The 13,355-nt window shown below is 59.8% G+C and carries 11 protein-coding genes; 5 read left to right on the forward strand and 6 right to left on the reverse strand.

Going from position 1 to position 13,355, the window contains the following annotated elements; genetic code table 11:
• Nucleotides 1–76 precede the first annotated feature (76 nt).
• From AWB64_RS30885 to AWB64_RS12500, 3 genes are all read left to right on the forward strand, one after another.
• Nucleotides 77–820 carry an SDR family NAD(P)-dependent oxidoreductase gene (locus tag AWB64_RS30885; RefSeq protein WP_075643283.1) on the forward strand — a complete coding sequence of 248 codons (744 nt, stop codon included), beginning with the start codon at nucleotides 77–79 and terminating at the stop codon, nucleotides 818–820.
• Between the two features lie 891 nt (nucleotides 821–1,711).
• Nucleotides 1,712–2,536, forward strand: coding sequence for a D-2-hydroxyacid dehydrogenase family protein (locus tag AWB64_RS12495; protein WP_279616258.1), 825 nt, complete (start codon nucleotides 1,712–1,714; stop codon nucleotides 2,534–2,536).
• 86 nt (nucleotides 2,537–2,622) lie between these two features.
• The gene (locus AWB64_RS12500; protein ID WP_060819338.1) at nucleotides 2,623–3,165 is read left to right on the forward strand and encodes a DUF2889 domain-containing protein; all 543 of its coding nucleotides are present in this window, start codon (nucleotides 2,623–2,625) and stop codon (nucleotides 3,163–3,165) included.
• Between the two features lie 206 nt (nucleotides 3,166–3,371).
• On the opposite strand, the gene AWB64_RS12505 is transcribed toward AWB64_RS12500, so the two are convergent.
• The 6 genes from AWB64_RS12505 to AWB64_RS12530 all read right to left on the reverse strand — a co-directional run bounded on the left by AWB64_RS12505 (nucleotide 3,372) and on the right by AWB64_RS12530 (nucleotide 10,942).
• Entirely contained in the window at nucleotides 3,372–4,523 is a 1,152-nt protein-coding gene (locus AWB64_RS12505; protein WP_060819340.1) for a porin, read from the reverse strand.
• A gap of 513 nt (nucleotides 4,524–5,036) precedes the next feature.
• Nucleotides 5,037–6,392, reverse strand: a complete 1,356-nt coding sequence (locus AWB64_RS12510; protein ID WP_060819342.1) for a 2-hydroxycarboxylate transporter family protein — start codon at nucleotides 6,390–6,392, stop codon at nucleotides 5,037–5,039.
• 48 nt (nucleotides 6,393–6,440) lie between these two features.
• Entirely contained in the window at nucleotides 6,441–7,805 is a 1,365-nt protein-coding gene (locus AWB64_RS12515) for a short-chain fatty acid transporter (protein ID WP_060819343.1), read from the reverse strand.
• A gap of 58 nt (nucleotides 7,806–7,863) precedes the next feature.
• The gene (locus AWB64_RS12520; protein ID WP_060819662.1) at nucleotides 7,864–8,742 is read right to left on the reverse strand and encodes an amidohydrolase family protein; all 879 of its coding nucleotides are present in this window, start codon (nucleotides 8,740–8,742) and stop codon (nucleotides 7,864–7,866) included.
• A gap of 52 nt (nucleotides 8,743–8,794) precedes the next feature.
• Complete coding sequence (locus AWB64_RS12525) at nucleotides 8,795–10,000, reverse strand: CaiB/BaiF CoA transferase family protein (protein ID WP_060819345.1); 1,206 nt, start codon at nucleotides 9,998–10,000, stop codon at nucleotides 8,795–8,797.
• A gap of 69 nt (nucleotides 10,001–10,069) precedes the next feature.
• The gene (locus tag AWB64_RS12530; RefSeq protein WP_060819347.1) at nucleotides 10,070–10,942 is read right to left on the reverse strand and encodes an HpcH/HpaI aldolase/citrate lyase family protein; all 873 of its coding nucleotides are present in this window, start codon (nucleotides 10,940–10,942) and stop codon (nucleotides 10,070–10,072) included.
• 102 nt (nucleotides 10,943–11,044) lie between these two features.
• Here AWB64_RS12530 and AWB64_RS12535 point away from each other — a divergent pair, with 102 nt between their 5' ends.
• A complete protein-coding gene (locus tag AWB64_RS12535) occupies nucleotides 11,045–11,926 on the forward strand; it encodes a LysR family transcriptional regulator (protein WP_060819349.1) in 882 nt (293 codons plus the stop codon).
• 184 nt (nucleotides 11,927–12,110) lie between these two features.
• The gene (locus AWB64_RS12540) at nucleotides 12,111–13,352 is read left to right on the forward strand and encodes an urea ABC transporter substrate-binding protein (RefSeq protein WP_060819664.1); all 1,242 of its coding nucleotides are present in this window, start codon (nucleotides 12,111–12,113) and stop codon (nucleotides 13,350–13,352) included.
• The last annotated feature ends 3 nt before the right edge of the window (nucleotides 13,353–13,355 follow it).

Below are 13,355 nucleotides of genomic sequence, written 5' to 3' on the forward strand. Positions count from 1 at the left end.
GTTTACGGTCATCCCGTCAAAGGCCATGAGTACGATCTCTGCCATTCCAAAAACGTTACACTTCATATCAGCCTCCGTGAAAACTCCGTCCCCTGTCGCTCTTGTCACTGGCTCGACTTCTGGTATTGGTGCCGCGATCGCGCGGCGACTCTCAAAAGCCGGATTCTCAATCGTCCTGCATTCGCGCAGTTCGGCTGCTGCAGGTCATGCGTTGGCCCGGGAACTCGGAGCGGCAGCTTATGTGCGAGCCGATCTGGCCGATGACGCGGACAGAGTAAAGCTCATCCGCGAAGCGATTGCCGTATGGGGCCGACTCGACGTTCTGGTCAATAATGCAGGGATCAGTCGCGTTATCCCCCATGCAGATCTGGCAGCCGCCACGCCGGACGTATGGCAGGAGCTGCATGAAGTCAATGTTGTTGCCCCGTTCCGCCTAATAACCGAAGCGCAATCCGCACTCCGTGAAGCGGCCACACGAGGGAAGCCCGGTTGCGTCGTAAACGTGAGTTCACATGCCGGCGTCCGGCCAAAGGGAGCGTCCATTCCTTACGCAGCGACTAAAGCGGCGTTAAACCACGTGACTCGCTTGCTTGCTGTTTCGCTCGCCCCAGATATTCGCGTGAATGCTGTCGCTCCTGGTTTGGTCGATACACCTCTAACGGCGGAATGGACGCAAGCTCAGCAACTTTGGAAGGAACGGGCACCTATGCGCAGGGCAGCTAGTCCCGAGGATATTGCCCAGGCTGTTGCATTTCTAGTCGACTCAGATTATCTGACGGGAGAAATTCTGCTCTCTGATGGGGGATTGAATCTCACGTAGCAAGCGCGTGACGACTGACTGGTTGCCTTGGAGAAATCTGAACGACCGTTGTGGGTCGACCATGGAAATTCGACGCAAGTCGACGTTTGGCTAACCTCGGCTCCGCGCCGGACTGCACGGGCAGACAACTAGTGGATAATTAACCGCGACAAAAATGTCCTTCTTCGCTCACCAAGGCGAGCGCCTACTGGATACTCCGAAACGTAACAATCTTATCTGAGTTTCACTCACCGCATAAACCGGGGCGGATGATAATTGCTTCTCGTGCAGATCGAGAATCCGAGTGACCGGGCTACATTCCGCCGGCTCAATGAACCAGATGCCCTTGCTTGTGTTTCTGGCCGAGTTATCCAAAATTAATTCCGCCTCAAGATAAAGTTCGCGATCAGCGGCGCCGAACCCGCATCCTGAAGATACCAAGCCAGATAAAGCGCTTTAGCGAGTTCGGCCCAGTAGATTGCTATTACCATCGCCGGCGCGAAATGCAGCCAACGCAACGTGATTGCGCAACACGACTTCATTTACATAACTTGCCGTGTGCGGCAACAGCGTAAGCGGTGTGCCACTACCGTCGTTGACAGCGGCCGACGGATGGTGTGGCGTTAGACGCGACCGGTTGCCGAAAGCTGCGCCGCCAGGTTCCAGGGCCGACTACTATAATCCGGACATTGCTGATGCTTGGAAGAATGCCGGGCCGAAAGATTCGATCTGGGCAATGATTAAGAAAGTCGCTCCCATGAGCGTTATTGCCATTGGTGAGCGCTGGCGTTTCGTATGTGGCCTATGCCGACGATCTTTCTGTATCCGGATGGCCATGGAAAATCGGACTGCTGGTGACATTCGCATGTTTCGTTGCACCCTTCGTGATCTACGTGAGGTACCGCTGAGCATCTGCATGCGTTCGAGGTCATCGTGCTGATGCGCGAGCGAACCCGCGTGTCGCGCGCTTTGATTGAACGGTTGCCGAACCTGAAGCTGCTGATCACGGCGGCAATGTGGAACGCATCGGTCGATATACGTGCCGCCACCGAGCGCGGCATACAAGTCTGCGGCACCGACGACCTTCCGACGCCCGCCGCCGAAATGGCGCTCGGTCTGATGCTTGCCCTTGCCCGCGCCATTCCGCAGGAAGATCGTGCGATCCGCGCCGGTCAGTGGCAAACAACGCTGGGCGTCGGGCTGCACGGCAAGACGCTCGGCGTGATCGGCCTTGGGAATCTCGGGCGTCAAATGGCGGGTTACGGAAATATCCTCGGGATGAAGGTGCTTGCCTGGAGCCAGAACCTCACGAATGAGGCGGCCGCGGCGTCCGGTGCGTTGCGCGTGGAGCTCGACGAGTTGATGGCGCGGTCCGACGTTGTATCGATTCATTCGAAATTGTCGGATCGCACACGAGGCCTGCTTGGCGCGCGCGAACTATCGCTAATGAAGCCGACGGCTTATCTGGTGAACACGGCGCGTGGTCCTATCGTGGATGAAAGCGCGCTCGTCGCGGCCCTTGCGCAAAAGCAGATTGGCGGCGCCGCACTCGATGTGTTCGACATAGAACCCATGCCGGCCGATCATCCGTTTCGGACGCTGGAGAACGTGGTGCTTGCGCCGCACGTTGGCTACGTCACCGAAGAAAACTACGAGCTGATCTATAGTGGCGCGCTGGAAGATATCGTGGCGTTTCTCGATGGAAAAACCGTGCGGCCTCTCAATACATTGTCCTGAGGGGGATCGTACGTGCGGCGGCTCGTCATGCACTAGCTTGCAAAATGAAAGTGCCGCCGGCACTCGCTTCCACTCTTCAAACTTCTATGCCTCTTTCGCCCGCCAGTGAACGCCAGTTGCTCCACACTCGCAAGATAGAAGCCAACGGCTACTCCCGGCCGGGGGGCCTCTACGACCTCGAAGCGCATCTTGTCGATACCAAGACGCACACCAAGGAATCGCCCACGGGCAATCGCATGGCGGGCGAGCCCATTCACGACATGTGGTTGCGCATCACCGTCGACGAAACGCTGACCATCACTGCCGCTGAAGCCGCGTTCGATGCCGTGCCTTATGTGGGGCACTGCGAGCAAATCGCTCCTGACTATGGACAACTGACAGGCTTGCGCATCGCGCCGGGATTTTCGTCGCAAGTGCGATCCCTGTTCGCAAGCACTCAGGGATGTACCCACGTCACCGACATGATCGGCATCCTCGCGACGCTCGCATTCCAGACGATGGCCAATCGCCGTGCGCGTGAACAGCAGGACGTCAAGCAGCCGTTTCAGTTGAACCGCTGCCACGCGTTATCGACGAGCGGTCCGGTTGTGGCGAAATACTATCCGCGATGGAGCATCAAGGCTGAGTAGCAGAGGCCACAGGAAAAGCTGCGGACAACCAAAAAATCAACTAACGGTCTGGCCACGACGTCTCCTTGGAAAACGCCATATTCTTCGGCGCAGGGATATTGTTTTGTCTTGCATGACGCGAGGTTCATCGCAAGGGGAGCGCACCAGCCAAAAAACGCGCATGATCGTCTCATGCGCGCGGCAGATGGCAGTCCTGTTAGGCAGGCTCAGAACCGGTGACGCATGCCCACCGCGACCACCGTTTGATTGGCTGTCGATGACGGCGAAAGCGTATTGATCGATGCAACGTTCGCACCGAAGTTGCCGAGTTCACCCGATGCATGCTGATACACGCCTTCGAGATAGACGTCGGTACGCTTGCTCAGCGAGTAGTCGCCTTGTAGCGAGACCGTATGCCATTTTGGATCGCCCGAACCGTTCGAGCCCGAGACCTTGCCGTCAGTGAACGTGTACGCTGCAGCAAGACTCATGGCCGGCGTCAGCGCATAGCGGCCGTTCACTTCGTAGTTGTCCATATGCAGGTTCGTGCCGGCCACACCTGCGAGTGTCGTACCGCCAACATTCACGCCGGTAATGCCATCCAGTTGAGTATGCGTGTACACAAGGCCAACGTTCGCTGGGCCGTAAGCGTAGTTGAGGCCCGCGCCGTAAGTGCGCTGCTGCTGCGCGGCAATGGCTGCGGTGCCGTCGCCTTGAGATACAGCCCCGCCGACGTTGTTGCTACCCGAGTTGTTCAGCTGCAGGTAAGCCGCTGCGACGCTCAACGGACCATTGCCATATGAAGCGCCCGCGCTCCATGCACGGTTGTTTGAGAACTGGCCGGCGTCGTTGCTGAAGCCATACAGGCCGCCGAACTTCACGCCGCCGTAGTTCGCGCTCTGGTACTTCACTGCGTTCTTGACCGAGAACGAGTTGTCGAGGTTGTCGTTATCGAACGGGTGAGCGGCCAAGTTGTTGCCGTAGCCCCCGCCGGCAGCCGACAGAGGCGCCAAATAGTCGACCACCGAGTCGTATTGACGGCCGAGTGTCAGCGTGCCGTACTGGTTGCTCTGCAGACCAACGAAGGCTTGACGATTAAAGACGGTGTTGTTTTCCGTGAATCCGCCGTTGTTCAAGTTGAAGCCGCTTTCCAACGTGAAGATCGCGTGCAGACCGCCGCCGAGGTCTTCGCTGCCGCGCAAGCCAAAGTAGGTATTCGATACTGAACCGCTACCTTGTTGCCAGCTGCTGTGACCGCCCTCGTTGTTTGCAAAGACGAGGCCGGCGTCGAGTGTGCCGTAGAGCGTGACGCTGCTTTGTGCGTGAGCGGTGATGGCGAAAGCGCCCATGAGGCCCGCTGCGATGACAGTTTTCTTCATGATCTGTAATGCTCCGAAACATTGCGGAAGAATCGTATTCGAGTGATAGCCAATGTTTTATTGACGACTCGCTGCGCAGTGTATTCCGGCATTCCAAATCTTTATCTTTGTCTCGAGCAATAACGCATTCCTGAATTGGGAATAACGAAAGCATCGACAATTAAGTGCGGGTAAACAAAGAAGAAATCATTCTGCGCATCGTAAGGTTGCACCGGTAAGCGGAGAGAACTGTTGCACTCACACGACGTCGATTGAAAGCCTTTTGCCATAAGGCTCTGCGGGTTTTTTGCGCGAATGAAAATTCGCCAATAAGTTCCCTATCGATTAACGCAATTCATTCTTCCGGATGCCGAATATGGCTGGCAGCGGGCTTAACTTTTAAAATGAGCTACCCTCTGACAAGGGTGTCTTTTTCATCTTTCTTCACGCGGCTTTCGGGCCGCGTTTTTTTATTTCCGATTATTAAAAACTAGAAAGGACGATGCTAATCACGGCAGTGGCGCCGATCAAAAGTCAGTGAATCAGCGCGAATGCCGCTAGCGCCAGCATCACCGTGACGGCGCCGCCAATACGGGTTGCAATCTGCGCAAAGGGCATGAGTTCCATCCGGTTGGCGGCGGTCAGAATCGCCACATCGCCCGTGCCTCCCAAGCCGCTATGCGTCGCGTTGACGATCGCGGCCTCGATCGGATACATGCCGACCAGCTTTCCGACAACAAAGCCGGTCACGACGAGCGTCAGGACGGTTGAAACCGCAGTGACGATGTTGACCCAATGGAATGCCGTCACGATTTCACCCCATGGCGTCATTGCGACGCTGATTGCGAACATCAACGGATAAGTGACAGCGGTCGAGAAGAATCCATACATGAAGCGCGCGCCACCGCGAACGCGCGGCGACACGACCTGGAACAGCTGCGCCGCAACCACCAGGATCAGCATGACGACCGGCGCCGGCCAGTCGAATAGTTGATGACTGAGCACGCCAAGCAAATAGAGCGCAATGGCTGTCGCACCGGCGGCAGCGACCGAACTCACATCGAATTCGAACGACTGCGGCGCGTTGTGGATCGCTTCGTCGTCAGTATGGGTCGCGACAGTCAGCTGGCCATTGCCGGTCCAACGCGGCTTGCGCGTGCCAAGATAGTTCAACAGGCCCGCGCAACAGATCGCAGCAATATTGCCGAGCATCACGGCGGACAGCGCCTGCGCAAACAGCGGCCCCTGATCGACACCCATGATCTGCGCATAGCCCGCCGACAACGGCAATGCACCTTCGCCAACGCCGCCCGCCATGATGGGGACGACGACCATGAACAGCGCGTGCCGAAGGTCCATGCCGAGCGCGACGCCCACCCCGGTGCCAACGCATGCAGCTGCAACGGAACCCGCCGCGACCGGAATGAAGATGCGCACGAAGCCCTTGATCAAGGTCGCGCGGTCCATGCTGAGCACGCTGCCGACAATGATCGCGGCTATGAACAGATAGAGGAAATTTGATGTCTTGGTAAAGTCAGTGACGGCTTTGACGATCGGCGCTGGCATCAGCTTGTAGTACACGAGCATCGATGGAATGAAGGCCGCGAAGATCGACGTGGCGCCAATATGGCGAATCCAGGGAATCCGCTTCGCGAGTTCCGCGCACGTGAAGCCGCCGACCGCGACGAGCGCAACGCCGGTCGGCAGGTCGGAAGCCAGCTTGCCGCGCAGGGTCATCGCCGCCAGCACCGCGAGCAGCACGAAGTAGACCGGCACCGGCAATGAGCCTATGCGTACATCGAATATCGCCCACCAGCGATCCTTCAATGTTGCACGACGGGGCGGTGAATCCGTCGCGGGCGTTGCATCGTGCGTCGTGACTGCTTTCATTGAATTGTCTCCGTTCGTGTCCGGCGCGGGCGGGTACGGCACTGACCGTCAAACAAGCAGCAGCAACGCAGCGCCATATACGAGCGCTCCCACCACGAAGGTCATCACGGTGAAGCCAAGCACGCGTTGCACTCCGATGCCCGCCATTGCGACGACGGGAGCGGCCCAGAACGGCTGCAGCATGTTGGAAACCTGTTCGCCCATGGCAACGGCCATCGTGGTCGCGGGTACCGACGCGTGCAGCGCGATCGCGGCAGGCACCACGAACGGCCCCTGTACGGCCCAGTGACCGCCGCCGCTCGGAATGAAGAACGTGACGATCACCGAGCACACATAGCTCCAGAACGGCAGCGTATGTGCATTCGAGATGGCGATGAAGAAATGCGATATCACGTCCGGCAATCCGGTCGCGTCCATCATTCCCATGATCCCGCCGTACAACGGGTACTGAAGCATCATCGAACCGGTTTGCTTCGCCGCGTTCTTGACGGCGTCCGCGTAGGCGAGCGGATAACCATGCAGGATCACGCCGCCGATGAACATCACGAAAATCACCGCATTCACGCCTGAAAACGGCAGATTTTCAATGCGCGCAATGATCAGGAACGCAATCCCCGCTGCGCCAATGAAGGCGCTTCCAAGCCACGAATATTCGATCCAGCGCGCGAAACTAAGCTTGCCGGCCGGACGTTCCCGGGCCGGCGCATCGGGATGTTTTTCGGTATCGAGCACGACCGCGTCTTCATCGGACGGCTTGAGCCACGCGAACACGAATGGCATGGCGATCAGCATGATAATCGTCGGCACGAGGTTGAAGCTCGTAAATACCGTGGTGCTGAACGGCAGCACCTGTCCGGTCAGCTTCTGCACGACGTTCATTGAGCTGCCCGGCGTGGATTGTGCAAGCGCGATCGAGCTGGAAATGCCGCTGGCCCACACGACCCATCCCGAGAACCCGGCCGCCACGATCCATGCGAAGTCCACCCGCATGCGCTTGGCCACTTCGCGCGCGAGCATTGCGCTCACAACGAGACCCAGGCCCCAGTTGCAGAACGACGCAATGGCAACGAGTACGAACGTCAGCGCCGCCGCTTGCACGGGCGTGCGCGCAATCGATACCAGCGTCCTGAACATGCGCTGCACGAGCGGCGCGTGCGCGAACGCATGGCCAGTCACAAGGATGAGCGTGATCTGGAAAGCGAAGGTGAGGATGTCGAAAAAGCCCTTGTACCAGCCGCCGATCAAATGCGAAGCCGACGGATGCGGCGCGAACGCGGCCGACAGCACGGCGACCACGACGGTGATCAGGATGGCAAGAACGAACGGGTCGGGAATGGTCCGTTCGAAAAAACGGATGGTTGCTTCGGTAAAGCGGGTCTTGCGCACCGTTGAGGGAGTGGCCGCGGGTTTCATCGAATGTCTCCGAAAATCTTGTTGGTAGCGCGTTCTGTGCACGCTTTTGTGTGGGGTCTCAGGCGGCCGGGCCGGAAAAGTCGTACAGCGCTGCGGCGTTTTCCACCAGGATGCGGTCGCGAATTGCGTCGTCACCGGTCCAGACGCCGAGCAGATCAAAGAGCCGCACGTCGTCGGGCTTGCGTGACTCCGTCGAGTGCGGCCAGTCGCTGCCCCACACGAGCCGCTCAGGCAACGCATTGATCCAGGCGTGCGCGGTCGATGCGATGTCCGCATAGTCCTTTTCGATGCCAGCGGCCGAGTCGAGATAGGGTCCGGATAGCTTGACCCAGACGCGGCCGGAATCCGCCAGATCGTGCACGATGTCGAACGCCGGATGCGACGTGCCATCGGGCATGGGAAGACGCGCGAGATGATCGAACACGATCGTTGAAGGCAGGCGCGCGAGCATCGCCTGGTGTTCGACGATCTGAGCCGCGGTCCAATGCAATTGCACGTGCCAGCCGAGCTCCGCGATGCGTTGCGCGAGCGGCTCGACCATCTCGAACGTGACGGCCGCGTGCGCAGGGGTGTATAGCGTGAAGCGGATGCCGCGAATTCCGCCGTCATGAAGCGCGGCGAGTTGCTGATCCGTGACGTCAGGTGTCAGCACCGCGACGCCGCGCGTCCGGTCACGGCCGAGTTGCTGAATTGCGTCGAGCGTGACGCTGTTGTCGGTGCCGAAATTGCGCGGCGTGACGACCACCGTGCGCTGCGTGCCGGTCCTGTGCTGCACGGCGATGTAGTCCGTGACAGTCGCGTGCTCGGGGAAGTTGGCCCCACTTGCATTGTCCGCGAGGAAGCGGCGGTCGTAGATGTGCATGTGCGAATCGCACGCATCTGCCGGCGCCTGGCTCCGTGGCAGCGGGTCGTTGTCATTGCACTGTTGCGTGCTCATCGTCGTCTCCGTTTTGTATTCGCGCCGCATTCACGCGCCATCGAATGCTTGTTTACAGCACCGCGCGTTTCGCTCGCAGGTTGACGATCTCGTCGTCGCTCCAGCCGGCGTCCCGCAGCACGGCGTCCGAGTGCTGCCCGAATGCGGGCGCAGCAATTGGGGCAGGGCCCGCGGAGTCGCCGAACCGGATTGGCTGACGGAAACCACGGTAATGCCCCACGCCCGGATATTCGTAGTTCGTGATCATGTCTTCTGCAAGCACCTGCGGGTCATCGAACATATCTTCGATGCTGCGCGCAGCCGAGCATGGCACGGCGTCGCCGAACAGCGCTTCCCATTCGAGCGCACTGCGCGCCGCAAGCGCCGCGCGAAGTTGCGACACGATCTCATCGCGATGCAGCGCGCGTTTGCGAACAGAGTCGTAACGCTCGTTGCTTGCGAGCGCGCCGAGACCTGTCTTTTCACATAGTGCCTGCCAAAAATGCGGCGTGTTCGCGGATATATACAAGTAGCCTTCGCGGGTCGGATGAATGCCCGTGATGCCGCCTGAACGCATGTCACGGCCCACATCCTTCGGTTCACCTTCGGCCCAGATCATCCGTGCGGACTGCATGGTGAGCGCGCTGCGCAGGAGCGATACGCCGACATACTGTCCCGCGCCGTTGCGCTCGCGTTCGAACAACGCGGATGAGACGCCCGCCGCAACCAGCGCCGCCGCGTAATAGTCGACGACCGAACCGTAGATGATCTCCGGCGGTCCGTCACGCTTGCCTTGCAGGGTGCACATGCCGCTCATGGTCTGCAGTACCTGGTCGTAGCCGGCCTTGTCCTTGTTCGGACCCGTTTCGCCATAACCCGTGACCGCGCAATAGATCAGGCGCGGGTTGACCTCGCGAAGCTGTTCGTAAGCAATGCCCAGGCGTGCTGGTACGCTGGGCCGGAAGTTATGAACGAGCACGTCGGCGGTTTTGACGAGCTGCATCAGCACGTCGAGGGCTTCACGCTGTTTCAGATCCAGCACCAGACCACGTTTGCCTCGATTCACGCCGAGAAAAGCGCGGCTTTCGGCTTCGAGCGTGGACGGATATTTGCGCAGGTTGTCACCGGTGGGCGGCTCGATCTTGATGACGTCAGCGCCCTGGTCGGCGAGCAGCGTGCAGCCGTATGGACCGGCAATATACGCGCTCAGGTCCAGCACGCGAATCCCTGCCAGCGGACCCGTTGCACTGCTTTCGGTGGGGTGGGACGGACGTTCCATGATGTGCTCCATCGATATCGGACTGGGGACAAGCGAGTGGCGTGCAGGCACCGGCCGCCTGGCGGGAGTTCAACGGCCGTCCAGCAGCCCGAGGCGGGTGGCGTCGCGCACCAGCGCACGCGCCCGTTCGACGAATGGCGGGTCGATCATCTTGCCGTCCACCACATACGCGCCTATGCCGTTTGCATCGGCTTCGTGGGCCGCTTCGACAACACGCAGCGCGTGGGCGATCTCGTCGTCGGACGGGCGGAAGACTTCGTTTGCAAGGGCGATCTGGCTCGGGTGAATACAACTCTTGCCGAGAAAACCCAGCGACTTCGCAAGTTGCGCCTCGGCACGAAAACCCGCTTCGTCCTTGATGTTGGCAAAAGCCGAGTCGTAAGCAAATACGCCCGCTTCGCCGGCCGCGACACGCAGCGTGAACATGGCCTGCTGGATCGCAGCCTGTTCGCGCCGGGCGATGCCGAGCGGCTCGAACAGGTCGCCAAGACCGAGTTGCAAGCCCGCGACGCGCGGATGCGCAGCAGCGAGTTCGGCCGCGAGACGAAACGCTTTCGGCGATTCGATGTTGAGCAGCAGCCGGATCGGCGTGGTGACACCATTCGCCGCTTCGGCGCGTTCGAGCGCAGCCACGGCGGCGTGCACATCGGCGGCGGATTCGGGTTTCGGCAGATTGATCAGGTCGAGGCCGCGTTGTGCGACGGCGTTGATATCTTCGGTGAAATGCGGCGTGTCGAGTGCGTTGACGCGCACGATCAGCACCTTCTGCTTTTCGGCGATCAGATCTGAGCGCAGCAGTTCGCGCAGTTCCGCGCGAGCTTGGGGTTTTCGCTCGGCGGCGACGGAATCTTCCAGGTCGAAAGACAAGGCATCGGCGGCGCTCGCGAATGCCTTTGTGAACAACTCGGGGCGCGAGGCCGGCACGAACAGTTTGCTTCTCATGGCTGCGCTTTCCGGATTTGTTTGCTGAACGTCAGTCTAGGCCGCGGCTGGATTTAGATAAACTATCCGGACCTATCTTCAAAAGATGCATAAACTACCTTCATGGACGTCACTTTTCTCGCCAATTTCTTGCTGGTCGTCGACAACGGTTCGATGGCGGAAGCCGCGCGCCGTATCGGCGTGACGCCGGCGGCAATTGCGCAACAGGTCCAGGCGCTCGAGCGGGAGCTTGGCGCGGAGCTATTGGTGCGCTCGGGGCGCACCGTCGTGCCGACCGAAGCCGGGCATCGCGTGATTGAACGTGCGCGCGGACTGGTACGCGAGTTTGCGGAACTCAGGGCGTTTGCGCTCGAAGGCGATGCGGCGGGCGAATTGCGGATCGGCACGATTACAACCGCGCTCCTGAGCCTCGTGCCCGAAGTGCTGGCCGGCTTCGCGGCGCTGTTTCCCCAGGCGAACGTGCTGATTCGCGCGGGGACGTCGATGGAACTCTACGAGGCGCTCCAACGCGGAGATGTAGATGTCGCCGTCTGCCTGCACCCTGCCTTCGCATTGCCGAAGGCGTATGAATGGCATCTTCTGCGCGAAGAACCGATTGTCGTGCTTGCACCGTCGCGTTTCGCCGCGCACGACGCTCACGAACTGCTGGCGCGCGAGCCTTTCATTCGATACGACCGCTCGCTCGGCGGCGGCAAGCAGGCCGATCAATACCTGCGCGCGGCGAAGATCGCGCCGCGTGAATTGTTCGAACTGAACTCGTTGATGGCGATCGCGATGATGGTCGACCGAGGACTCGGTGTATCGCTCGTGCCGGATATCGTCTCGCCGTTGATGACCCAGTTGAACGTTGTGAAGCTCCCGCTGCCGGTTCGCACGGAACCACGTCGATTCGGCGTGCTGTGGCACCGGGCGTCGCCGCGCGGGCGCCTGATCAGGGGCTTTCTTGCGAGCGCCGATGCGGTGCTCGAAACCGAGCGGAAGTAGCAGCCAAGCGTCGCGGTCTATAACTCCTTGCATCGAACAAAGGCGCTTCCCTAGCGCCTTTAATTTTGTCCGGTCATGCCCGATTTGCCCGATGTTTTGATTATTTTGATAAATATCTTGCGGAATTTTGTTTGCCTACACTGAAACCGGGCAAATCAAACACAATCGCATGCGGAGCGAATCGATGACTATGGAATCCGGATCTCGTCGTAAAGCGTTGAAATTTGGAGCGGCGGCCGCCGTAGGTGCACTGGTGGGGCCGTACGTCACCCGCAACGCATCGGCGGCTGAGCCGATCAAGCTGGGAAGCCTGCTCGACGGAACCGGCGCGCTCGGCCTCGAGGGCCGGCGCATGATCCAGGCAACCGAATTCGCCGTCGGGCAGATCAACGACAAGGGCGGCCTTCTCGGGCGGCCAGTGAAGCTGATTGCCTACGACACGCAAAGCAGCATCCAGCTCTACACGCAATACGCGCAGCAACTGGTGCTGCAGGACAAGGTCGATGTGATCCAGGGCGGCATCACGTCGGCTTCGCGCGAAGCCATCCGGCCAATCTTCGACCGCAGCAAGACCCTCTACTTCTACAACACGCAATACGAAGGCGGCGTATGCGACCGCAACGTGTTCTGCACCGGCACGACGCCTGCGCAGACGGTGGACCACATCGTCGAATATGCGATGAAGAACTGGGGCAAGAAGGTGTACATCGTCGCGGCCGACTATAACTATGGCCACATCACGGCGAGCTGGATGACGAAGTTCGTGAAGGCGGCGGGCGGCACCGTGGTCAATACGGACTTCTTCCCACTCGACGTGACCAACTTCTCCTCCACGATCAGCCGCATCCAGGAAGCGAAGCCGGACATGGTCCTGTCGGCGCTGGTCGGTGGGAACCATGTTGGGTTTTATCGGCAATGGGCGGCGGCGGGAATGAAATCGAAGATCCCGGTGGGCGCGACCGTGTTCGGTCTCGGCGATGAACTCACGACCATGGACGCTGCAACCACCGACGGCATCATCACGTGCTTCGGGTTCTACAACAACCTCAACACGCCAAACGCAAATGCCTTCGTCAAGGGCATGCAGGCGAAGTACGGGCCCGGCCTGACGGACCTCGGCGAGCTCGACACCGCCACCTACGAAGGCATCATGCTGTGGGCGGAGGCGGTGAAGAAAGCGGGGTCGGTGGAGCAGGCGAAGGTCGTGACGGCGCTCGAGACTGGCATCACGATTGAAGGACCATCGGGCACAGTCAAGATGGACCCGGCGACACATCACACCATTCGCAACGCTTATCTTGCGCGGCCGAAAGACGAGGTGTGGGACATCCTGCAGACCTTCCCGAACCAGTTTCCGTCCGATACCGGCGGCGCGTGCGATCTCATCAAGTCACCGCGCACGAACAAGCAGTTCACGCCGGCCTGAGGA

The organism is Caballeronia sordidicola (assembly GCF_001544455.2).
Taxonomy (GTDB): domain Bacteria; phylum Pseudomonadota; class Gammaproteobacteria; order Burkholderiales; family Burkholderiaceae; genus Caballeronia; species Caballeronia sordidicola.